The organism is Frigoribacterium sp. NPDC087798, assembly GCF_044742985.1.
Lineage (GTDB): Bacteria > Actinomycetota > Actinomycetes > Actinomycetales > Microbacteriaceae > Frigoribacterium.
Map to the genome: position 1 here is coordinate 1 of NZ_JBIUVP010000002.1, position 21,468 is coordinate 21,468.

A 21,468-nucleotide genomic window follows, 5' to 3' on the forward strand; every position below is an offset into this window, starting at 1 on the left:
CGGGGGCGGGGCCCGGGGGGGGGGGGGGCCCCGCCGGGGGGGGGGCCCCGGGGGGCGCCCCCCCCCCCCCCCGGGGGGGGGGGCGCCCCCCCCCCGCCCCGGGGTCTCGCGGGCTCAGCGCTCGTACTTGAGCACGTTCGTGCGGGTGAGGTGCCACTCGTCGGCGACGTGGAAGCCCTTGGCGGCGAGGTCCGCGGTGACCCGGGGCCTCCAGTCCTGCTTGTCGCTCGTGATCAGCCAGACGACGTCGAGGTCGTCGGTGCGGTCGATGACGTCCTCGAGCGGGTGCTGGACCTCCCACAGCCCGCCGGTCTCGGCCGCGGGGGTCTCGAGCGTGAAGTCCGACATCCCTTCGAACGCCGCGGGGTACGTGTTCTCGATGATGCGCGACGTGGCCTTCGGGTGTCGACGCACGGGGCCGAAGACGACGCCCTCGGCCGTCCCGGCCGGTTCGAGCGCCCGTTGCTCGCTCACGAGGTCGGCCACCTGGTTCCACGCGGCCGAGTCCTTCGCCTCGGGCTGACGCTGACGTTCGTAGGTCGGGGCGGTGAGCACCACGGCGACCAGCAGGACGAGGGCGATCACCCGCCGCCAGGGGATGGCGGCCACGGCGACGGCCATCATGATCGCGACGGCCGGGGTGCCGAAGGTCAGGTAGCGGGGCGAGTAGAGCGGCTCGGTCACGAGCGAGACGCCCACGAGGCCGACGGTGGGCACGATCATCCAGGGCAGGACGACCTCGGCCAGTCCCCGGGCACGGGGCACGAGACCGGCGACCACGACGACCAGGCTGGCGAGCACCAGCATCCAGCCGAAGACGGCGAAACGGTCGTTCTGGTAGAACCACTGCGTCGTCAGCACCTGGTCGATCGTCGCGAAGCTCGGCCGGTCGAGCCAGCCGACCTGGCCGCTCTGCTCGGACGTGAAGTACACGACGGGCAGGCTCGCGAGTCCGGCGACGGCCGCACCGGCGAACCAGCCGAGGAACGAACCGCGTGCTCCGTGCGGTGCGCCGACGAGCGGGGTCGACGCCACGGCGTCCTGCGACGTCGCCACCGACCCCGAGGAGGCGCGGAGCCGGCGCTCGCGTCGCCACTGCACCAGCATGGTGACGCCGTGCCCCACCACGACGAAGGCGACGTACAGGAAGAAGAGAACCGAGACGACGGCGAGCACGGCGTAGGCGACCCACCAGCGGACGGCCGAGGCCCGGGTGCGGGTCTCGCCGACCTGGGCGGTCCGGCGCGAGGCGGTGACGAGGACGAGGGTCAGGGCGACGGCGAACATCGCCGAGAAGGCGTACGAACGGCCCTCGCCGCCCATCCAGGTCACGCGGGGGATCAGGCAGAACAGCAGGCCCGCCACGACGGCCGTCCGGCGGTCGGCCAGGGTGCGGGCGAGCACGACCGTGAACGCGGCGGCGAGCCCCGTGACGATCGTGCTGGGCACCCGGAGCGAGATCGGCGAGTACGGGAAGACGTCGAACCATAGGTGCATGAACGCGTAGTACGTGGCGTGCACCAGGTCGACGGTCTGGACCATCTGCCAGAGCTGGCCCCAGCTGCGGGTTGCCGAGATGACCGTCGCGGCCTCGTCGTACCAGACGGACGGCACCCAGAGGAAGGCGCCCGACAGCACGGCGGCGAGCAGGCCGACGAGCACGGCGTCGAGATGACGCCAGTGCCGGAGGCGCGTGAGGGCCGTGCTGCGGCCGGTCCCGGGCGTCGTGGATACAGTGGGCGCGGTCGATCGACCATCGGCCGGATGCAGGAGGTTCGTCATGTCGTCTCTTCCCCCTCTCGGAGGATCTCGCGTGCGACACGGGGGTGACGCGCGCGGGGCGGCCGTGCACGACGGTGGCGTGCACGGTGCCGGCGTGCGCGACGGTGGACACGGCGGCGACCCCGTCGAGGGCGAACGCTACTCGCGAAGCGTGCGCCTGCCGGGGTTCGGTCTGGGCTCCCAGGGGCGCCTGGCGGCGTCGAGGGTGCTGGTGGTCGGGGCCGGCGGGCTGGGCGCGCCGGTCATCCAATATCTCGCAGCCTCGGGTGTGGGAACCCTGGGAATCGTCGACGACGACGCCGTCGATCTGTCGAACCTACAACGGCAGGTGCTCTTCCGCCCCGACCAGCTGGGCTTCCCGAAGGCCCGCGCCGCCGCCGACTGGGTGCGTGCCGCCAACCCGGACGTGACCGTCGTCGCCCACCCCGTCCGACTGAGCGACCGCACCGCCGACCTGCTCGACGACTACGACCTCGTGGTGGACGGCAGCGACTCGTTCGACACCTGCTACCTGGTGGCCGACGCCGCGGCCGAGCGCGGTCTGCCGGTCGTCTGGGGCAGCGTCAACCGCTGGGACGGACAGTTCAGCGTCTTCTGGGACGACGCCCCGGACGGCCGGGCGGTCGACTACCGCGACCTGCACCCTGCCCCGCCCGCCTCGGGCTGGGACGAGTCCTGCGCCGACGTCGGCGTCCTGGGGCCGCTGTGCGGGACGGTGGGCGCGGGCATGGCCGGCGAGGTCGTGAAGCTGCTGACCGGTCTCGGCGATCCGCTGCTCGGCCGGGTCGTGACCGTCGACGCCCTGGGCGGCACCTGGCGGGAGAGCCGGTTGGCCCGCGCCCCGCACCGGGCCGAGGCCCGGGCGACGGTGAACGACGCGCGCCGCGCCTCCTCGTCCTCGGTGCCCGAGGCGCAGGCGACCACCGCCGACGCGCCCGCGGCCCGTGGTCGCCGCGTCGGCCCCGACGTCGACGCGGCCGAGCTCACGACCCTGCTCGAGGCGCGAGCGACGGGCGACGCCGACTTCACCCTGCTCGACGTGCGCGAGGTCGACGAGCACGACTTCGCCCACATCGCCGGTGACGCGCAGGCTCCCGGGTACGGCACGCGCACCCGCCAGCGACCCGAGCTCGACCCGGCGCAGCGGGTGGTCGTCTACTGCGCCCGAGGGCCGCGGGCCCGCGCCGCGGCCGACCTGCTGGCGGGCGAGGGCTTCGACGTGTCGGTGCTGCACGGTGGCATGCTCGGGTGGCAGCTCGCGCAGGGGGCGCCCACGCGACCGTAGGCGGGCGTTCAGCCGCCGGCGAACGGCGGCATGACGTCGATCACCGCGCCGTCGGGGACGAGCTGCTCGCGGTCCCTCGTGGTCAGGCCGTCGACGAGGAACGAGCAGCGCAGCAGCACATCGCGGAAGTCCGCGGCCGACACGCCCTCGACCGGGCGGACCTCGGTGAGCAGGCGCCCGATGGTCGGGCGTTCGCCCGCGGGCACCTCGACGCGCTGGTCGTCGCGGCCCACGGCGGTGCGGGCGGCGGCGAAGAACCGCAGCGTCGCCGAGAAGGGGGCCGAGACGGGGGCCGGGGTGGCTCCGTCGACGGTGGGGGCGGGGTTCGTGGTCGTCATCTCAGCCTCCGATGGCGCTCATGGTGCGTTCCGGCTGCACGAAGTCCGGGTCGCCGATGCCGTGGCCCGAGGGCTTGGCCCACATGGCACCGCGCCAGGCGTCGGCCAGTTCGAGGTCGCTCGCCCCGCTCCGCAGCAGGTCGCGCAGGCCGGTCTCTCCGCCGCTGAAGAGGCAGCTGCGGATGCCGCCCTCGGCGGTCATGCGGGTGCGCCGGCAGTCGGCGCAGAACGGTTCGCTGACCGAGGCGATGATGCCGACCCGCCCGGCCAGTCCGGCGTCGTCACCGCGGCCGACGGCGTCGAACAGCTCGGCGGGTGCTCCGTCGCGCTCGACGTCGGCGGGGCTGAGGTCGAAGCGCGTGGCGATCAGCGAGTGGATGTCGCGTGAGGTGACGAAGGAGGCGCGGTCCCAGCTGCGGTCGGCGTCCAACGGCATCTGCTCGATGAACCGCAGCTCGTGGCCGCCGCGCAGGGCCCAGGCGAGCAGGTCGGGCGCCTCGTGGTCGTTGATGCCGGGCAGCAGGACGGCGTTGATCTTGACCGGGGTGAGGCCGGCCGCCGCCGCGGCGTCGACGCCGGCGAGCACCTTGTCGAGGAACGGACGACGCGAGACCTTCATGAACGTCTCGGCGTGCAGCGAGTCGAGCGACACGTTGACCCGGTCGAGCCCGGCGTCGGCCAGGGCCTGGGCGCGGTGCGCCAGGCCGATGGCGTTCGTCGTCAGCGACACCTCGGGCCGCGGGTCGATCGCGGCGACCCGTCGCACGATGTCGATCAGGTCGGCACGCAGCAGCGGCTCGCCCCCGGTGAACCGCACCTGCCGGACGCCGAGGTCGCGCACGCCGATGCCGACCAGGCGCACGATCTCGTCGGCGTCGAGCGCCTGTTCACGGGGGAGGGCCGGCAGGCCCTCCGCCGGCATGCAGTAGGTGCAGCGCAGGTTGCACTTGTCGGTCAGCGAGACCCGCAGGTCGGTCGCGGTCCGACCGAAGCGGTCGAGCAGTCCCGGAGCGGCGTCGCTCGACGGCCGCGCGGGCAGCAGGTCGTCGGCGGGGGCCCGGCCGGGCATGGTGGGCAGTCCGAGCGAGACGGTCATCCGTCGAGGTTAAGCCCGCGGGGCCGAACGTGGGGTGTCCATGGGAGGCGACCCGCGCCTCCTTTCGCTCCGCCGTGCACGACACCCCGCCCCGCAGGCTCGTCCGGGGCCACTCCCTGCGGCTGCGCGACCGCGCATTTGGAACTAGGCTCGCGTCCATGACGCAGATGCGGATCAAGGACGCGGCGGCGTTCCTCGGCGTGAGTGACGACACCGTGCGACGCTGGATCGACCTCGGCCTGCTCGAGAGCGAGAAGGACGACGCCGGGCGCGGCGTGGTCGACGGGCTCGCGCTCGCGAGGCTCGCCCGGAAGAACGCCGTGCTGCCCGCCGACCCGTCCGAGGTGGGGCGGTCGGCACGCAACCGCCTGGTGGGCGTCGTGACCGAGATCACCGCCGACCGGGTCATGGCCCAGGTCGAGCTGCAGTGCGGCCCGCACCGCATCGTCTCGCTGATGAGCAGCGAAGCCGTCCGCGAGCTGGGCCTCGAACCCGGTTCGGTGGCCATCGCCGTCGTGAAGGCCACGACGGTCATCATCGAGACGCCCGGCGGGAAGGCCTGACCATGAGACGGACCCCCCGCGCCGTCACGGCGCTCGTCGGAGCCCTCGCGGTGGCGACGGCCCTCGCCCTGACGGGGTGCTCGGGCGCGACCGTCGACACGGCGACCAGCGCGACACCGACGGCCTCCGACCCGACCCTCGAGGGGTCGATCACCGTCTACGCCGCCGCCTCGTTGACGACGACGTTCACCGAGCTCGCCGACGAGTTCGAGAAGGCGAACCCGGGCACGACCGTCGACCTGACCTTCGCGGGCTCGTCCGACCTGGTGACGCAGATCACCCAGGGAGCCCCGGCCGACGTCTTCGCCTCGGCCGACGAGAAGAACATGGCGAAGCTGACCGACGCCGGACTCGTCGACCCGTCGGCCTCGGAGGACTTCGCGACGAACGTCCTCACCATCGCCGTGCCGCCGTCGAACCCCGCCGACGTCACGGGCTTCGCCGACCTCGGTAAGTCCGACGTGACGACCGTGGTCTGCGCGGCCCAGGTGCCCTGCGGTGCGGCGACGGTCGCGGTCGAGCGGGCCACCGGCGTCACGATCTCGCCGGTCAGCGAGGAGTCCTCGGTCACCGACGTGCTGGGCAAGGTCACCTCGGGGGAGGCCGACGCCGGGCTGGTCTACGTCACGGACGTCGAGGCCGCCGGCGACAGCGTGACAGGCATCGAGTTCCCCGAGGCCGACCAGGCCGTCAACACCTATCCCATCGCCCCTGTGACCGACACGGCGAACCCGGCGGTGGCCGAGGCGTTCGTCGCCTTCGTCACCGGCGAGGTCGGGCAGGGCGTGCTGCGGGACGCCGGCTTCGGCACGCCGTGACGCCCGCCCCGCACCGCGCCTACGCCGGCGTCCCGGTGTGGATCGCGGTCGTCGCGGCCCTGGGGGCGGCCTTCGTCCTGCTGCCCCTCGTCGCCATGGTGTCCCGGGTCGACTGGGCCGAGTTCGTGCCGCTGGTCACGTCGGAGTCGTCGGTGGCCGCGTTCTGGCTCAGCCTGCGCACGTCGGTCACGGCGACCCTCCTCTGCGTCGTGCTCGGCGTCCCGATGGCGGTCGTGCTGGCCCGCACCGGGTTCCGGGGCCAGAGGGTGCTGCGGTCGCTCGTGCTGCTGCCGTTGGTGCTCCCGCCCGTCGTCGGAGGCATCGCGTTGCTCTACACCTTCGGGCGCCGCGGCCTGCTCGGTCAGGCGTTCGACGCGCTCGGCGTGACGATCGCGTTCTCGACCACGGCGGTCGTGCTGGCCCAGACCTTCGTCGCCCTGCCCTTCCTGGTGCTGAGCCTCGAGGGCGCCCTCCGCACGGTGGGCACGCGCTACGAGGCCGTCGCGGCGACCCTGGGCGCCCGGCCCACGACCGTGCTGCGGCGGGTCACGCTGCCGCTCGTGTTGCCCGCCCTCGTCTCGGGCGCCGTGTTGTCGTTCGCGCGGGCCCTCGGCGAGTTCGGGGCGACGCTGACCTTCGCGGGATCGTTGCAGGGCGTCACGCGCACACTTCCGCTCGAGATCTACCTGCAACGCGAGACCGACCCCGACGCCGCCGTGGCGCTGTCGCTCGTGCTCGTCCTCGTGGCGGTCGTCGTCGTCGCCCTGGCCCATCGGGCGGGCGGGCCGTCCGGCGTCGCCACCCGGAGGCGCGGGTCGTGACGCTCGAGTTCGCGGCGGTCGTCGAGGACCGCGGCTTCGACGTCGAGCTGGAGGTGGCCGACGGAGAGACGGTGGCCGTCCTCGGCCCGAACGGGGCCGGCAAGTCGACGCTGCTGTCCCTGGTCGCCGGCCTCCTGCGACCCGACCACGGCACGGCCCGCCTGGGCGACCGCGTGCTGTTCGACGTCGACGGCCGCGGGCGCGGACCCTCGCTGCGCCCGCACGAGCGCGGCGTCTCGATGCTCGCCCAGGACGCCCTGCTCTTCCCGCACCTCAGTGCGCTCGACAACGTCGCCTTCGGCCCGCGCAGCACCGGGGTGCCTCGACGCGAGGCCGGCCGCCGAGCCCGCGACTGGCTCGACCGGGTCGACGCCACGGGGCTCGCCGAGCGGCGTCCGGCGCAGCTCTCGGGTGGACAGGCGCAGCGGATCGCCGTCGCCCGTGCCCTGGCCGCCGACCCCTGCCTGTTGCTGCTCGACGAGCCGATGGCGGCTCTCGACGTGTCGGTCGCGCCCGCCCTGCGACGGACCCTGCGCGACGTCCTCGCCGACCGCACGGCGGTGATCGTCACGCACGACGTCCTCGACGCCTACACGCTGGCCGACCGGGTCGTCGTGCTCGACGGCGGCCGGGTCGTCGACGCCGGCCCCACGCGCGCCGTCCTCGACCGTCCGACCACGCCGTTCGCCGCGGGGCTCGCGGGGCTCGACCTGCTGACCGGCACGGCCCGCGGGGGAGGCGTCCGGTTGGAGGACGGCACCCTGCTGACCGCCCGGTCCGCCGACGGGCTCCCGGCGGGCGCCGCGGCCGCGGTGGCCGTGCGGCCGAGCGCCGTGCGCGTGTCGACCGGGACCCCCTCGGGTCCGACGCCGTCCGAGAACGTCCTCGACGTCGTCGTCACGGACCTCGAGCCCCGCGGGGACGTCGTCCGGGTCCGGGCCGGCGACGTGTCGGCCGACGTCCCGCCCGGCGTGGTCGCCGGCCTCGACCTCGTGCCGGGCAGCGTCGTCCGGTTCTCGTTCGACGCCGGGGACGCCGTCGCCTACCTGGTCTGAGCGGGCCCGGGGCTCGACGAGGGGGCGGACCGTCGGCGGCCGACGACCCGACGCAGCCGGCCGACGTCGCGCCCGACGGCGTCGAGCAACCGGTCCGTGAACCCGGGGCCTGCCCGCCAGAGCGTCACGAGCAGGATGACGAGCACGGCCGAGGCGAGCGACGCCCGCTGCAGTGCCATGCCCGGCTCGAGCTGGCGCACGAGCAGGGCGAGCGGGATCGCCAGCCACTCGACCCGCCCGGTCAGCGCGACGAACGGCACCAGCAGCAGGGCGTACCAGGGGTAGCGGGGGCTCACCGCCACGAGCGTCACGCCGATCATCACGAGCTGGCCGAGCCACGGGTCGTGAGCCGGGGTCTTCACCCACACGAGCACCGCCGTGACACCGACGATCAGCACGGCGACCGGTGTCGTCCACGCGTCCGGCATGAAGGCCGACAGGAACACGAAGCGCGAGCCGTCCTCGTAGCCCTCTTCGGTCAGGTAGCCCGGCAGGTACCCGAGCACGCCCCACCCGGTCATCGCGACGTAGGGCACGTAGAGCACGGCGAAGGTGACGACGGAGGCGCCGATCACCTTCCAGGGCTGCCCGCGCAGCAGGGCGGGTGCCGCGATCACCGGGATCAACTTGGTCGCGATCGCGGCCCCGAGCGCGATGCCGCCGCGGAAGCGCCGACCGGTGGCGACGAGCAACGACGCGGCGACCACGAGCACGGCACCCAGGAGGTCGACGTGCGAGTTCGTGACGCCCTCGCCGACCACGAGCGGGCACCAGCCCCACAGCGCGGCCCAGCGGGGGTCGAGACCCCGCCGGCGCAGGGTCGCCAGCAGGGCGACGGTCGTGCCCAGCACGAGCACGAAGCCCATCGCCTGCAGCGGGAAGAACCCGGCGTCGGGGCCGACCACGGCGGACACCGCCCAGAAGTACAGTTCGGCCATCGGCGGGTAGATGGTCGGCACGTCGGGCCGGTTGATCAGCGTGCAGACGACGTCGCCCGTCTGGCTGTCGTAGGCACGGTGGACCTGGCGGTCGGGTTCGCCGCAGCGCTCGCCGATCGTGCCGTCGTCGCGGGTGAACGGCGTCGACTCGGGGAAGATCCAGGCCGGCCGCAGGTCGCGCAACTCGCCCGCGTCGGGCGTGTACTCGTACGGCGAGACGCCGGCGGTCTGCACGATGCCGTCCCAGGCGTAGCGCGCCGGGTCGGTGCTCGTGTTGGGGACACCGGTGAGGCCCGCCCCGCCGACCAGGGCCGTGCCCGCGACGACGAGAGCGGTGACGTGGCGCACGGGCACCCGGCGCAGCAGCAGAAACGCCAGGGCGAACAACGCCCAGCACACGGCGGTCCAGACGACGAAGTCGGTCCGCAGGTCTTTCATCAGGAATCCGACGTTCACGACGCCCCAGGCGATCGCCCCGGCCAATCCGAGGACGGCCACGGCCGCGAACACAGTACGCACGCCCCCAGTCTGGCCGAATCGGCCCTGGGAGTCGTGCACATCGGAGATGATGAGCCACATGAGACGACCGACACCATGAGGCGCCTGCTGTACGAGGCGCGCCGCGCCGCCTCGTCGCCGAACCGCAACGCCCGGTCGGCGACCGTCTTCGGTCGCCTCCTCGGCGCCGCGTTCGTCATCTGCCTGCTGACCGGGCTCTACAGCCACTTCCTGCAGGAGCCCCTCGACGGGATGCGGTTCCCGACGAGTCCCGTCTGGCTCTACCAGGTGAGCCAGGGCGTCCACATCACCGCGGGCATCGCCTGCATCCCCCTGCTGCTGGTCAAGCTGCACTCGGTGTTCCCGCAGCTCTTCCAGCACCCGCCGATCAAGCACCCGGTCGACGTGCTCGAGCGCGCCTCCATCGCCCTGTTCGTGGCGACGTCGATCCTCCAGCTCGTCACCGGCCTGCTGAACACGTACCAGTACTACCCGTGGCCGTTCCCGTTCAAGCAGGTGCACTTCGCCCTGTCGTTCGTCATCATCGGCTCGCTCGCGATCCACATCGCCGTCAAGCTGCCGCTCATCACCCGCTACTGGCGGGCGCGGGACAGCTACGACGCCGAGGGGCGCTTCGTCGAGCCGTCGTCCGAGCTCGACGAGGCCCGCGCCGCGTTCGTGGCCGAGAGCGAGGCGACCGCCAGGCTCGCCCGGTTCCGTGCCGTGCGCGACGCCGACGGGACGCGACGCGACCGTGATCCGCACGCCGCGCCTCCTGCGCCCGCCCGCGGCCTCACCGGACGCGTCCTCCGCTGGATCGACTCCGCACACGAGTTCGACCGCGAACCGGGCCGCGCCCGGGTGTCCCGCCGCGGCTTCTTCACCGCCGCCGGCGTCGCCACCGGGGGAGTCGTCGCGCTCACGGCCGGGCAGTCCTTCGCCCCGCTGTCACCGCTCAACGCCTTCGGCCCGCGGCAGCGCGGGCTCGGCCCGAACGACCTGCCGATCAACCGCACGGCCGCCGCCGCCCGGGTGCTCGAGACGGCCATGGACCCCGACTGGCGGCTCGACGTCCTGGTGGGCGGCGTCGCGACCTCGTTCACGCTCGACGCGCTGCGCGGGTTCGACGGGGCCGACGAACGCCTGCCGATCGCCTGCGTCGAGGGCTGGAGCCAGACCGGCTCCTGGCGCGGCGTCCGCCTCGTCGACCTGCTGGCGGCTGCCGGCGCCCCGACCGACCAGCGCCTCCGGCTCACCAGCCTCGAAGAGAAGGGTGGCTACCGCGTGACCGAGATGGGCCCCGAGTACGCCTCCGACCCGCGCACCCTCGTCGCCCTCGAGCTGAACGGCGAGCCGCTCAGCATCGACCACGGCTACCCGGCGCGCATGATCGCCCCGGGCCGACCCGGCGTGCTGCAGACCAAGTGGCTCAGCTCCATCGAGGTGCTCTCGTGAGCGCCCGGGTGCCCTCGGCCGCGTCGAGCGCAGGAGGCGCGGGCACGTCGCGCACCGTCCGCGTCGTGCGCGGGGTGCTGATCGCCCTCGGCGTGGCCCTCGTCGGCTTCGGCGGCTGGGTGCTCACCGACACCGTCTCCCCGAACCGGTACGGCGGACTGCTGCTCTGGCTGGCCGGTTCGGTCGTCGTGCACGACGCCGTGCTCGCCCCCGTGGTCGCCGCGGTCTCGCTGCTCGTGCGGCGGACCGGACGCCGCATCCGGCCCGCGGTCCTCTGGATCGTGCAGGGCGCGGTCGTCGTCGGGGCGATCTTCTCGCTCGTCGTCGTGCCCGAGATCGTGGCGAAGGCGAAGGGGCCGAAGAACGACACCGTGCTGCCGTTCGACTACGGCCTGCGCCTGGCCGTGCTGTGGCTCGTCATCGCGGCGCTGACGGCCGCTGTGGTCGCGCTCTACCTGGCGCGCAGGCGGCAGAAGGTGCGTCCGTCGACCGACCAGGTCTGAGCGACCCGCAGGCCCGCGCGTCGAGCGTGGCGGTGCAGCGCCTCGCGGCCGACCTCCGCCCAGGGGAAGGTCGCGCTGGCGTGACCCTGGTCGTCGACCACGTGGGCCTCGTAGCTGTCGTCGAGCGACGCCTCGGGGGCGGTCTCGACGACGACCGAACCGGTCGCGGTGAGGATCTCGGCGCAGCGGGTCAGCAGCGCCGTCGGGTCGCCGCCGATGCCGACGTTGCCGTCCAGCAGCAGCGCGAGGTTCCACTGGCCCTCGCGGGGCAGCGGGTCGAAGACCGACCCGCCGGCCACGGGCAGTCCGGCCTCGCGGGCCATCGCGACGGCCGTGGGCGAGACGTCCAGACCCAGGACGGTCAGGCCGCGGTCCACGGCGGCGCGGACCATGCGGGCCGGCCCGCAGCCGATGTCGAGCACGGGGCCGGTCTCGCCGTCGAGGGTGGTGAGGTCGGCCGCGTCGGCGTCGGCGCTCCAGCGCGCGACGTCGAACGCCTCGTCGTCGCCGGCCTCGGGGGGCGACGCGGGGCGTCCGGCACCGCCGGCCGCCCGGACGAGTTGCAGGAGCCCCTCGTGACGCAGGGCGCGCGCGTACGGCTCCGCGCCTCCTGAACCGAAGGTGGCGGGCTGTTCGGGGGCGATGGTCATGAGGTGACCCCTTCGGTGGCGGGATCGGTCGTGCGGGCGACGCCGTTCGTGGTGGTGGTCGTGGGGGGCGCCTCGGCGTGCCGCAGGGCGGCGGCGAAGCGGCTGTCGGGTGCGGCGGCCGCGACGAGGCGGGCGTCGTCGATCGTGTCGACGTCGACGAGCTCGGGCAGCATGCGCACGGTCAGGCCGGCGTCGGAGAGTCGGCGGAGCTGGTGGGCACCCGTGTCGTCACGCGACATGGGGACGCCGCGCAGCAGGTCGCCGGTCGGCCGGGAGAGGCCCAGGGCCCAGAACCCGCCGTCGTTCGCCGGGCCGAACCAGGCGTCGACGTCGTCGGTCCACGCGTCGAAGACGGGGGCGAGGGCCTCGACCGTGACCTGGGGGGTGTCCATGCCGATCAGCACGGTCTTCCCGTCGACCTCGTCGAAGAGGGCGCCGAGGCGTGCGTCGAGGTCGCCACCGATCTGAGGGATCACATCGAAGTCTTCGGAGCCGACGGGCCTGCGGTTGCCGTCGAACAACAACACGCGACGCGTGGCGGGCAGCCGACGGACGACGTCGAGGGTGTCCTGGATCGCGGCGGCCGCGACGTCGGCGGCCTGCTCGAGGCTGAGCGGGGGGTGCAGGCGCGTCTTGACCTTGCCCGGGATCGTCTCCTTCGCGATCACCACGAGGGTCGTCATCGGCCGACCTCCCTCAGGAGTCGGGACATGTCCTTGATCGCGACGGACGTGCCGCGGATGGTGCCGGTCACCTTGCTGCGGCCGACCCGGGGCGAGTAGGGCGCGTCCTGCTCGACGATCCGCCAGCCGGCCTCGCTCGCGCGCAGCACCATCTCGAGCGGGTAGCCGCTGCGGCGGTCCTTCAGGTCGAGGTCGAGCAGTGCCCGGCGCCGCGCGACGCGCATGGGGCCGAGGTCGTGCAGGGCCACGCCGCTGGCCCGCCGCATGAGGTGCGAGAGGGCGAGGTTGGCCATGCGCGCGTGCACCGGCCAGGCGCCCCGGGTCGTCGGGCGCCGGCGGCCGAGGACGAGATCGGCGTCACCGGCCATCACGGGGGCGGCGAGGGCGACGAGGTCGGCGGGGTCCATCGACGCATCGGCGTCGCAGAACGCGACGTAGTCGGCCGTGGCGGCCTCGAGACCGGCGTGGGCGGCGCTGCCGAAGCCGCGCCGCGCCTCCTGCACCACGGTCGCGCCGTGCTCGGCGGCGACGCGGGCGGAGTCGTCGGTCGAGCCGTTGTCGACGACGATGGCGTGCCAACCCTCGGGCAGGCGGCCGAGCACCCAGGGCAACGCGCCTTCTTCGTCGAGACAGGGAAGCACGACGTCGACTCGGGGGCTGCTCATCCTCTCGACTGTACGGATGCGATCCCATGAAGGTGATGGGAGCGGGCGGTCCGCACCCGAATGGGGGGCGGCCCCGCCCGCCTAGCGGACGACCGCGGCGCGCAGCGGGGCCGTGGCGAACTCGTGCATGCCCTGCTCGAAGGTCACGCTCGGTCGCCAGCCCAGCTCGCCCTGCAGCCGCGCCGACGACGCCGTCACGTGCCGCACGTCGCCCGCGCGGTACTCGCCGGTGACGACGGGCGTCGGTCCGCCGGCCTCGCGCGCCAGGGCCTCCGCCATCTCGCCGATCGTGTGCACCGTCCCGCTGCCGACGTTGAACGCGCGGAACGTGTCGGCCGACTGATCCGCGGTCCACTCGAGGGCCGCGAGGTTGGCGGACGCGATGTCGCGGACGTGGACGAAGTCGCGACGCTGGGCGCCGTCCTCGAACACGCGCGGAGCCTCGCCGCGTTCGAGGGCGGAGCGGAAGAGCGAGGCCACGCCGGCGTAGGGCGTGTTCTGCGGCATGCCCGGGCCGTAGACGTTGTGGTAGCGCAGGGCGGCGGCCCGACCGCCGGTGCTGCGCGCCCACGAGGTCGACAGGTGCTCCTGCGTCAGCTTCGTGATGGCGTAGACGTTGCGGGGGTCGAGCGGGGCCTCCTCGCCGATCAGCTGCGGCTCGAGCAGTTCACCCGCCTCGTCACGCGGGTCGAAGACGCCCGCGTCGAGGTCGGCGATGCGGCGGGGTGCCGGGCGTTCGGTCGCACCGGTCGAGGTGCGGTAGCTGCCCTCGCCGTAGACGACCATCGACGAGGCGACGACGAGGCGGTCGACGCCGGCGCGGTCCATCGCCGCGAGCACGACGGCCGTGCCGAGCTCGTTCGACGAGACGTAGTCGGGCGCGTCCTGGAAGTCCACGCCGAGCCCGACCTTGGCCGCCTGGTGACAGACCGCGTCGACGCCCGCGAGTGCCCGGTCGACGGTCTCGGCGTCCCGCACGTCGCCGTGCACGAAGTCGACGCGCGGGTCGACGGTCGGCTCGCCGCCGTGCACGTCGGGCCGCAGGGAGTCGAGCACGCGCACGCGCCAGCCGCGGTCGAGCGCGAGGTCGACGATCGCCGACCCGATGAAGCCGGCCCCACCGGTGACGAGCAGCAGGCCCGGGCCGTCGGTGGACGAGGAGGCGCCGGTCGCGCTCACCGCGCGGTCTTCCGATCCGAGACGGGCCGGGCGAGCACCTCGGCCACCGCCCCGGGCGGCATGAGCTCGCGGGGCGAGTAGTCGCCGGGCATCGCGGCGACGATCGACTCGATGGCCGCGACGATGCGCGGTTGGGCGGCCGCGAGCCGTTCGAAGACGAGCGAGGCGCTCACGGCGTCGGCGTCGGGTGCGTCGCCCTCGGCCGGGGCCAGGCCGGCGTCGCTGTCGGTCACGTACGAGAGGTTGACGGCTCCCATGCCGAGTTCGAGGGTGAGCGGGATCTCGGGGTACATCGTCATGTTGACCGTGTGCGCGCCCGCGGCCCGGAACCACAGCGACTCGGCCCGGGTCGAGAACCGCGGCCCCTGGATCACCACGCAGGTGCCGGTCGGGGAGAACGGCTCACCCTGCGCCTCGAGGGCCGCGATCGCGGCGGCCCGGAGCACGGGGTCGAACGGGTCGGCGGCGATCAGGTGCTGCACCTGCCCCTCGACGTCGAAGAACGTGTCGCGTCGTCCCCAGGTGCGGTCGATGAACTGGTCGGTCACGACCATGGTGCCGGGGGCGACGTCGGGGCTGACCCCGCCGACCGCCGACGACGACACGATGGCCTTCGCGCCGAGCGACGCCAGTGCCCACACGTTCGCCCGGTAGTCGATCAGGTGCGGCGCCACCGCGTGGCCCGCGCCGTGCCGGGTGAGGAAGGCCACGCGCTTGCCGCCCAACTCGCCGATCGTCACCTCGCTCGAGGTCGGGCCGTAGGGCGTCTCGACGACGTGCCGGGTCGCCTCGCCCTCGGCGAAGAGCGAGTACAGCCCCGATCCGCCGATGACGGCGACGTCGACGGGCGGCGGCCCCGAGGAGGCGCGGGTGGGCTGGGGGACGTCGGGCTCGGTCGCGGGGTCGGTCACCCCCGATACGCTACTGACGATCGCCCGAGAGGAACCGCGTGCGCACCATCGAGACCCACCTCGCCGAGGTCACGGCCGTCGTCGAGGCGGCCGTGCGGGCCCGTCCGGTCGACGCGTTGGTGGTGAGCCCCGAGGCGCTCGCCTCGCGCTCCGACCGGTACCGCGACCGCGTCCTCGCCGCCGACGTCGTCGCCCCGATCGACCTGCCGCCGTTCGCCAACTCGCAGATGGACGGCTACGCCGTCTCGACCGCCGGGCTCGACCCGGACGCGCCCACCAGCCTCCGGGTCGCGGCGCGCATCCCCGCCGGGCGGGCCGCCCCCGACCTGGTCTCCGGCGCCGCGGCCCCGATCATGACCGGCGCGGCCGTCCCCGCCGGTGCCGACGCGATCGTGCCCATCGAGAAGGTCTCGCCGGACGCCTTCCCTCCCGTGGGCGTCGAGGCCGTCGTCGAGGTGCCGCCGGGCGTCGCCGCCGGGGCCTTCGTCCGCGCCGCGGGCAGCGACGTCGCCGCGAGTTCCGTGCTCTTCGCGGCCGGGACGCGACTGACGCCCGCGCGGTGGGGCGTGCTCGCCGCCTCCGGGATCGACGCGGTCGAGGTACGGAGCCGCCCGCGCCTCCTGCTGGTGTCGACCGGCGAAGAGCTCGCCGCACCCGGTGCCCCGCTCGGGCCCGGCCAGATCCACGACGCGAACGGCGTCGCCCTGGCCGCGGCGCTCGCCGAGGTCGGCGTCGTCGTCACCTCCGCCCGGGTGACCGACGACGCGGCCGCCCTGCTCGCCGTCGTCGCCCGCCACGCCGACGAGGTCGACCTCGTGCTCACGAGCGGCGGGGTCAGCGCGGGTGCCTACGAGGTCGTCCGCGACGCCTTCGAGGGTGCCGGCGTCACGTTCGGTCCGGTCGCCATGCAACCGGGCGGGCCGCAGGGCTGGGGGACGATCCGCGTGCACGACCGAGAGCTGCCCGTCGTCTGCTTCCCGGGCAACCCCGTCAGCTCGCTCGTGTCGTTCGAGGCCTTCCTTCGCCCCGCCCTGCAGGGCGTCACCGGCGTCGGCCTGCCCCGACGGCGCTGGACCGTGCCGATGGCGCACCCCGTGGACTCGCCGGTCGGCAAGCACCAGCTGCGTCGCGGCCGGGTCGACGTCGACGGGCGTGCCCACCTCGTCGGCGGGCCGAGCTCGCACCTGCTCGCCGCCCACGCCGAGGCCACCGTGCTCGTCTCGATCCCCGTCGGGGTCGACCGCGTCGACGCGGACGACCGGGTCGAGGTCTGGGCGCTCGACGACCCCGCCCCCCACGAGAAGGCCGACCGATGACCCCGACCCCGCCCGACGTGCCGCCGACCGACGTGCCGACCGACTCCCCGACCGACGCCCCGCTCTCGCACGTGCGCGAGGACGGCACCGCGCACATGGTCGACGTGACCGGCAAGTCCGAGACGAAGCGGATCGCCACCGCCCAGGCCGTGCTGACCACCCGGCCCGACGTCGTCGCGCGACTGGTCGACGGATCGCTGCCCAAGGGCGAGGCCCTCGGCACCGCCCGCATCGCCGGCATCCTGGCGGCCAAGCAGACGCCGACGCTCATCCCGCTGTGCCACCCGCTGCCGCTCGGCGCGATCACCGTCGACTTCGAGACCACGGAGGCGCAGGTCACCGTGATCGCCCGCGTCTCGACCCGGGGCGTCACCGGGGTCGAGATGGAGGCCCTGACCGCCGCGTCCGTCGCGGCCCTGACCCTCTTCGACATGATCAAGGCGGTCGACGCGCTCGCCGTGATCGGCGAGATCAAGGTGCTCGACAAGCAGGGCGGCAAGTCGGGGGACTGGTCGCGATGAGCGGCGTCCCGGACGAGACGGCCGACGCGACCCCAGCCGACGCGACCCCAGCCGACGTGACCGCGCCCGGCGTGACCCCAGCCGACGTGGCCCCGCCCGACGAGACCGCCCGGCGCCGGGCCGTCGTCGTCGTGGCCTCCACCCGGGCCGCCGCCGGCACCGCCGACGACACGACCGGGCCGGTCATCCGCGACTGGTTCGTCGCGCGGGGGTGGCTGGTCGAGGGGCCCGTCGTCGTGGCCGACGGCGAACCGGTCGGCGCGGTGCTCGAGGCCGCCCTCGAGTGGGGCGTCGACGCCGTCGTCACCACCGGCGGCACCGGGGTGTCGCCGACCGACGCGACGCCCGAGATGACCCTGCCGCTGCTCGACCGCGAACTGCCCGGCATCGCCGAAGAACTCCGGCGCAGGGGTGCGGCCTCGACGCCCCTGGCCGTCCTCTCCCGGGGGCTCGCGGGCGTGGCCGGCGGCACCTTCGTCGTCAACCTGCCCGGCTCGCGCGGCGGGGTGCGCGACGGGCTCGCGGTCCTCGAGGACGTCCTCGACCACGTGGTCGACCAGTTGCACGGGGTCGACCACGCCCAGAACCGCCATCCCAGTCCCGAGGGGGCCGCATGACCGCCGACGATCCGACCCTCTTGCCCGGCGGTGCGTCCCCCGGGGCACCCGCCGCGCCTCCCGCCTCCGAGCGCGTGCTGCTCGCCCGCGTCGTCGACGTGACCGTGTCGGTGGCCGAGTGCTCCGCGCTCGTGACGAGCCGCGCCTCCGGGGCGGTCGTGACGTTCGAGGGCGTCGTCCGCGACCACGACGAGGGGCGGGGGGTCGAGGCGCTGCACTACGAGGCGCATCCGACGGCGACCGAGGTGATCCACGAGGTCGCGGTCGCCGTGGCCGAGGCGCACCCCGAGGTCGCGATCGCGGTCGAGCACCGCTACGGCGACCTCGTCGTGGGCGACGTCGCGCTGGCCTGCGCGGTGGCGTCGGCCCACCGCGCCGAGGCGTTCGCGGCCTGCGCCGCGCTCGTCGACGAGGTCAAGGCCCGCACCCCGATCTGGAAGCGCCAGGAGTTCACCGACGGCTCGGACGAGTGGGTGGCGTCGCTGGGCTGACCCCGGTCGCGCACCGTCGAGTCGGCCGCCCGGCCCGGGCCGTCTACGCTTCTGTGGTGGCTCATCTACTCGGCGCAGAAAACCTCCGTCTCGAATTCCCGACCAAGGTCGTCCTCGACGGGGTGACCCTCGGCATCGACGAGGGCTCCCGCATCGGTGTCGTCGGCCGCAACGGTGACGGCAAGTCGACGCTCATGTCGGTGCTCGCGGGTCGGCTCGAACCCGACGACGGTCGTGTCACGACCCGTCGCGGCCTGACCATCGGCATGCTCGACCAGCGCGACGTCCTGCCCGAGGGCGCCACGGTCGGCAGCCTGATCGTCGGCGACCGCGACGAGCACGAATGGGCCGGCGACGCGCGCATCCGCGACGTCATCTCGGGCCTCGCCACCGACATCCCGTGGGAGGCGCGGGTCGAGGACCTCTCCGGAGGTCAGCGTCGACGCGTGGCCCTCGCGACCCTGCTCGTCGGCGACTGGGACGTCCTGTTCCTCGACGAGCCCACCAACCACCTCGACGTCGAGGGCGTCGCCTGGCTGGCGCAGCACCTCTCGCGTCGCTGGTCGACGAATTCGGGCGCCCTCGTGGTCGTGACCCACGACCGGTGGTTCCTCGACGAGGTCTCGACCGACACCTGGGAGGTCCACGACGGCATCGTCGAACCCTTCGAGGGCGGCTACGCGGCCTACGTGCTCCAGCGCGTCGAGCGGGACCGCATGGCGTCCGCCTCCGAGGCCAAGCGCCAGAACCTCATGCGCAAAGAGCTCGCCTGGCTCCGTCGCGGGGCCCCGGCGCGCTCGACCAAGCCCAAGTTCCGCATCGACGCGGCCAACGAACTGATCGCCGACGAGCCGCCCGTGCGTGACGCCGTCCAGCTGTCGCAGATGGCGACCGCTCGCCTCGGCAAGGACGTCGTCGACCTCGTCGAGGTCGGCGTCTCGTTCGGCGACAAGCGCGTGCTGCAGGACGTCGAGTGGCGCATCGCGCCGGGGGAGCGCACCGGCGTGCTCGGCGTGAACGGCGCCGGCAAGTCGACGCTGCTGAAGGTCGTCACCGGGGCCATCGCCCCCACCGAGGGGCGCGTCAAACAGGGCAAGACGGTCAAGTTCGCGATCCTCGACCAGCAGCTCGCCGACCTCCACGAGGTCGCGCACGAGCGGGTGAACGACGTCATCGGCCGGCAGCGCACCTCGTACGTCACCGGGGGCAAAGAGATGACGCCCGGGCAGCTGCTCGAGCGCCTCGGCTTCACCAGCGCTCAGCTGCAGACCCCCATCAAAGACCTGTCCGGTGGCCAGAAGCGCCGCCTGCAGTTCCTGTTGATCCTGCTGAACGAGCCGAACGTGCTCATCCTCGACGAGCCCACCAACGACCTCGACACCGACATGCTCGCCGCGATGGAGGACCTGCTCGACGGTTGGCCCGGCACCCTGCTCGTCGTCTCGCACGACCGGTACCTGCTCGAGCGCGTCACCGACCAGCAGTACGCCGTGCTCGAGGGCCGCTTCCGGCACCTGCCCGGGGGCGTCGACCAGTACCTGCAGCTGCGTCGCGAGGCGACCCAGAACCAAGGAGGCGCGACCGACCGCCCGACGGCCGTCCAGGGGGCCTCGGCATCCGTCGCGGCCTCGGCCGCCGCCTCGGGCCTGTCGGGAGCCGAGAAGCGCAACGCCGAGAAAGAGCTCGGATCGATCGACCGCAAGCTCGCGAAGGCCTCGGGCGAGCGAGAGACCCTGCTGGCCCAGTTCGCCTCCTTCGACCAGTCCGACTTCGACGGCCTGGCCGCGTTGCAGGCGAAGCTGACGGCGCTCGACCACAAGACGGGCGAGCTCGAGGTGCGCTGGCTCGAGCTGAGCGAGTTGCTGGCGTAGCGAGCGAGCGAGCGAGCGAGCGGGCGAGCGGGCTGGCGTGCTCCGCCGGTCGCCCCGACTCAGTCGCCGAGCGTGAGGCTCAGCGTCCGCAGCAGGTCGGTCAGGCGGCGGCGGTCGTCGTCGCTGAGGTCGCTGAGCAGGGTGCCCTCGGCCGTGACGAGACGTTCGATCGCGGCGTCGACCGCGCGCCGTCCGTCGCCCGTCATCGTGACCAGGATGCCCCGGCCGTCGTTCGGGTCGGTGCGGCGTTCGACCAGGCCGCGGGCCACGAGCCGGTCGATGCGGTTGGTCATCGCGCCGCTCGAGACGAGGGTCTGCTGCAGCAGCGTCTTGGGGCTCAGCTGGTAGGGGGCACCGGCCCGACGCAGCGCCGAGAGCACGTCGAACTCCCACGACTCGAGGTCGCTGGCGGTGAACGCCTCGCGACGGGCGCGATCGAGGTGCTTCGACAGCCGCCCGACGCGCGAGAGCACCTGGAGCGGCGCGAAGTCGAGGTCGGGTCGCTCGTGGCGCCACGCCTCGACGATGCGGTCGACCTCGTCCTGCTCGGGCATCAGCCCATCATGCCCGAGGCCGTCGTCGGGTGCGGGAGGCGCGGTGCGGCCCGGCGGGCCCGTCGCCCCGCGCGGGCACCTCGGTCGAGTCGTGGTCTGGCAGAATGGACCGGCGCGCACGCGCGGTCCGCCATGGTGTAACGGCAGCACGACAGCCTTTGGAGCTGTTAGGTCTAGGTTCGAATCCTGGTGGCGGAGCCCCGAGCGTCGCAGGTCGCGGTCGGCTCGTCGGGTCCGTCCCGCCCCGACCGCGGGCGCCCTGGCGTCCATCCGACGACGAGGACTCCTGCCATGTCGAAGACCGATCCCACGCCATCCCTCGTCCGGGCCGTCCTGCTCGGCGTCCTCAGCGGGTCGCGCTCGGCGACGCCGCTCGCCGTCCTGGCCCTGAACCACGACGCCCAGGAGGCGCGGGGCCCCTGGCAGCGCTGGCGCCTGTTCCGCTCACCCCTCGGCCGCGGTGCCCTGGTGGCCGCGGGCCTCGGTGAGCTCGTCGGCGACAAGCTGCCGGCCACGCCGAGCCGGGTCGGTGCCGGCCCGCTGTTCGGTCGCGCGGTCTCCGGCGCCGTCGCGGGGATCGCGATGGCCGGCACCGGCCGTCGGGGCACCCCCGTGGCCGCAGCGCTCGCCGGGGCGTCCGGCGCCCTCGTCGGCAGCTGGCTCTTCTACCGGGCACGGAAGGCCGTCGTCGAGAAGACCGGGTTGCCCGACGTCGCCGTCGCGCTCGTCGAGGACGCCGTCGCGGTCTCGGGCTCGGTCGCCGTCGTCCGCTCCCGCTGACTCCTCCCCACCTCGTCTCGGCGTCGGCGGCGTCCCCACGCCGGGCGGGTGACCCGTGGTCGGGCGGCCTCCCGTGGG

General features: G+C 73.9%; 23 protein-coding genes, 1 tRNA gene and 1 pseudogene. 15 read left to right on the forward strand and 10 right to left on the reverse strand.

All coding sequences use genetic code 11. The features are described 5' to 3' along the window. Window positions 1–114: 114 nt before the first annotated feature. A complete protein-coding gene (locus ACIOSR_RS06985) occupies window positions 115–1,782 on the reverse strand; it encodes a hypothetical protein (RefSeq protein ID WP_123571619.1) in 1,668 nt (555 codons plus the stop codon). Window positions 1,783–1,813: 31 nt separating this feature from the next. Here ACIOSR_RS06985 and ACIOSR_RS06990 point away from each other — a divergent pair, with 31 nt between their 5' ends. Next, the gene (locus ACIOSR_RS06990; protein ID WP_402752213.1) at window positions 1,814–3,067 is read left to right on the forward strand and encodes a ThiF family adenylyltransferase; all 1,254 of its coding nucleotides are present in this window, start codon (window positions 1,814–1,816) and stop codon (window positions 3,065–3,067) included. An 8-nt stretch (window positions 3,068–3,075) separates the two neighbouring features. On the opposite strand, the gene ACIOSR_RS06995 is transcribed toward ACIOSR_RS06990, so the two are convergent. Next, window positions 3,076–3,405: a MoaD/ThiS family protein gene (locus tag ACIOSR_RS06995; protein WP_056048890.1), complete on the reverse strand. Its 330-nt coding sequence runs from the start codon at window positions 3,403–3,405 to the stop codon at window positions 3,076–3,078. A 1-nt stretch (window position 3,406) separates the two neighbouring features. Then, window positions 3,407–4,501 carry a GTP 3',8-cyclase MoaA gene (moaA, locus tag ACIOSR_RS07000; protein WP_402752214.1) on the reverse strand — a complete coding sequence of 365 codons (1,095 nt, stop codon included), beginning with the start codon at window positions 4,499–4,501 and terminating at the stop codon, window positions 3,407–3,409. A 158-nt stretch (window positions 4,502–4,659) separates the two neighbouring features. Between moaA and ACIOSR_RS07005 the strand changes: the two genes are divergently transcribed. Genes ACIOSR_RS07005 through ACIOSR_RS07020 form a run of 4 tightly spaced genes read left to right on the forward strand, consistent with a single transcriptional unit; the run spans window position 4,660 to window position 7,758 of the window. Then, on the forward strand, window positions 4,660–5,064 hold the full coding sequence (locus tag ACIOSR_RS07005; protein WP_402752215.1) for a molybdopterin-binding protein: 405 nt from the start codon (window positions 4,660–4,662) through the stop codon (window positions 5,062–5,064). 2 nt (window positions 5,065–5,066) lie between these two features. Further along, window positions 5,067–5,882 carry a molybdate ABC transporter substrate-binding protein gene (modA, locus tag ACIOSR_RS07010; RefSeq protein ID WP_402752216.1) on the forward strand — a complete coding sequence of 272 codons (816 nt, stop codon included), beginning with the start codon at window positions 5,067–5,069 and terminating at the stop codon, window positions 5,880–5,882. Then, window positions 5,879–6,703 carry an ABC transporter permease gene (locus ACIOSR_RS07015; protein ID WP_056048879.1) on the forward strand — a complete coding sequence of 275 codons (825 nt, stop codon included), beginning with the start codon at window positions 5,879–5,881 and terminating at the stop codon, window positions 6,701–6,703. Before modA ends, ACIOSR_RS07015 begins: the two co-directional genes overlap by 4 nt. Continuing rightward, window positions 6,700–7,758, forward strand: a complete 1,059-nt coding sequence (locus ACIOSR_RS07020; protein ID WP_173152901.1) for a sulfate/molybdate ABC transporter ATP-binding protein — start codon at window positions 6,700–6,702, stop codon at window positions 7,756–7,758. Before ACIOSR_RS07015 ends, ACIOSR_RS07020 begins: the two co-directional genes overlap by 4 nt. Here the strand turns inward: ACIOSR_RS07020 and ACIOSR_RS07025 are convergent. Beyond that, the gene (locus tag ACIOSR_RS07025; RefSeq protein ID WP_402752217.1) at window positions 7,746–9,215 is read right to left on the reverse strand and encodes a glycosyltransferase 87 family protein; all 1,470 of its coding nucleotides are present in this window, start codon (window positions 9,213–9,215) and stop codon (window positions 7,746–7,748) included. The two genes, ACIOSR_RS07020 and ACIOSR_RS07025, sit on opposite strands and share 13 nt — an antisense overlap. A 75-nt stretch (window positions 9,216–9,290) precedes the next feature. Between ACIOSR_RS07025 and ACIOSR_RS07030 the strand changes: the two genes are divergently transcribed. Then, window positions 9,291–10,649: a molybdopterin-dependent oxidoreductase gene (locus ACIOSR_RS07030; RefSeq protein ID WP_402752218.1), complete on the forward strand. Its 1,359-nt coding sequence runs from the start codon at window positions 9,291–9,293 to the stop codon at window positions 10,647–10,649. After that, entirely contained in the window at window positions 10,646–11,152 is a 507-nt protein-coding gene (locus tag ACIOSR_RS07035; RefSeq protein WP_402752219.1) for a hypothetical protein, read from the forward strand. Before ACIOSR_RS07030 ends, ACIOSR_RS07035 begins: the two co-directional genes overlap by 4 nt. Here ACIOSR_RS07035 and ACIOSR_RS07040 read toward each other — a convergent pair. The 5 genes from ACIOSR_RS07040 to ACIOSR_RS07060 all read right to left on the reverse strand — a co-directional run bounded on the left by ACIOSR_RS07040 (window position 11,101) and on the right by ACIOSR_RS07060 (window position 15,240). After that, window positions 11,101–11,802, reverse strand: coding sequence for a bifunctional 2-polyprenyl-6-hydroxyphenol methylase/3-demethylubiquinol 3-O-methyltransferase UbiG (locus ACIOSR_RS07040; protein ID WP_159827177.1), 702 nt, complete (start codon window positions 11,800–11,802; stop codon window positions 11,101–11,103). The genes ACIOSR_RS07035 and ACIOSR_RS07040 overlap by 52 nt on opposite strands. Further along, entirely contained in the window at window positions 11,799–12,485 is a 687-nt protein-coding gene (locus ACIOSR_RS07045) for a DUF2064 domain-containing protein (protein WP_402752220.1), read from the reverse strand. The genes ACIOSR_RS07040 and ACIOSR_RS07045 overlap by 4 nt, the downstream gene beginning before the upstream one ends. Beyond that, window positions 12,482–13,150: a glycosyltransferase family 2 protein gene (locus ACIOSR_RS07050; protein WP_402752221.1), complete on the reverse strand. Its 669-nt coding sequence runs from the start codon at window positions 13,148–13,150 to the stop codon at window positions 12,482–12,484. The genes ACIOSR_RS07045 and ACIOSR_RS07050 overlap by 4 nt, the downstream gene beginning before the upstream one ends. An 81-nt stretch (window positions 13,151–13,231) precedes the next feature. Continuing rightward, on the reverse strand, window positions 13,232–14,329 hold the full coding sequence (locus ACIOSR_RS07055) for an NAD-dependent epimerase/dehydratase family protein (protein ID WP_402752222.1): 1,098 nt from the start codon (window positions 14,327–14,329) through the stop codon (window positions 13,232–13,234). Continuing rightward, complete coding sequence (locus ACIOSR_RS07060; protein WP_402752223.1) at window positions 14,326–15,240, reverse strand: MTAP family purine nucleoside phosphorylase; 915 nt, start codon at window positions 15,238–15,240, stop codon at window positions 14,326–14,328. Before ACIOSR_RS07060 ends, ACIOSR_RS07055 begins: the two co-directional genes overlap by 4 nt. A gap of 38 nt (window positions 15,241–15,278) precedes the next feature. On the opposite strand from ACIOSR_RS07060, the gene glp reads away from it, so the two are divergent. From glp to ACIOSR_RS07090, 6 genes and pseudogenes are all read left to right on the forward strand, one after another. Continuing rightward, window positions 15,279–16,556: a gephyrin-like molybdotransferase Glp gene (gene glp, locus ACIOSR_RS07065; protein WP_402752224.1), complete on the forward strand. Its 1,278-nt coding sequence runs from the start codon at window positions 15,279–15,281 to the stop codon at window positions 16,554–16,556. Beyond that, the gene (moaC, locus tag ACIOSR_RS07070; protein WP_402752225.1) at window positions 16,553–17,077 is read left to right on the forward strand and encodes a cyclic pyranopterin monophosphate synthase MoaC; all 525 of its coding nucleotides are present in this window, start codon (window positions 16,553–16,555) and stop codon (window positions 17,075–17,077) included. The genes glp and moaC overlap by 4 nt, the downstream gene beginning before the upstream one ends. Further along, window positions 17,074–17,694 carry a molybdenum cofactor biosynthesis protein B gene (locus ACIOSR_RS07075; protein ID WP_402752226.1) on the forward strand — a complete coding sequence of 207 codons (621 nt, stop codon included), beginning with the start codon at window positions 17,074–17,076 and terminating at the stop codon, window positions 17,692–17,694. Before moaC ends, ACIOSR_RS07075 begins: the two co-directional genes overlap by 4 nt. Further along, entirely contained in the window at window positions 17,691–18,185 is a 495-nt protein-coding gene (locus ACIOSR_RS07080) for a molybdenum cofactor biosynthesis protein MoaE (protein ID WP_402752227.1), read from the forward strand. Before ACIOSR_RS07075 ends, ACIOSR_RS07080 begins: the two co-directional genes overlap by 4 nt. Before the next feature lie 122 nt (window positions 18,186–18,307). Further along, window positions 18,308–18,710, forward strand: a pseudogene (locus tag ACIOSR_RS07085) (ATP-binding cassette domain-containing protein); the annotation flags it as partial. 11 nt (window positions 18,711–18,721) lie between these two features. Next, window positions 18,722–20,056, forward strand: a complete 1,335-nt coding sequence (locus ACIOSR_RS07090; protein ID WP_402752482.1) for an ABC-F family ATP-binding cassette domain-containing protein — start codon at window positions 18,722–18,724, stop codon at window positions 20,054–20,056. A gap of 59 nt (window positions 20,057–20,115) precedes the next feature. On the opposite strand, the gene ACIOSR_RS07095 is transcribed toward ACIOSR_RS07090, so the two are convergent. Beyond that, window positions 20,116–20,610: a MarR family winged helix-turn-helix transcriptional regulator gene (locus ACIOSR_RS07095; protein WP_056048853.1), complete on the reverse strand. Its 495-nt coding sequence runs from the start codon at window positions 20,608–20,610 to the stop codon at window positions 20,116–20,118. A 126-nt stretch (window positions 20,611–20,736) separates the two neighbouring features. On the opposite strand from ACIOSR_RS07095, the gene ACIOSR_RS07100 reads away from it, so the two are divergent. Further along, window positions 20,737–20,808 (forward strand) — tRNA-Gln (locus ACIOSR_RS07100). 93 nt (window positions 20,809–20,901) lie between these two features. Next, a complete protein-coding gene (locus tag ACIOSR_RS07105; RefSeq protein ID WP_402752228.1) occupies window positions 20,902–21,390 on the forward strand; it encodes a DUF4126 family protein in 489 nt (162 codons plus the stop codon). Window positions 21,391–21,468 lie beyond the last annotated feature (78 nt).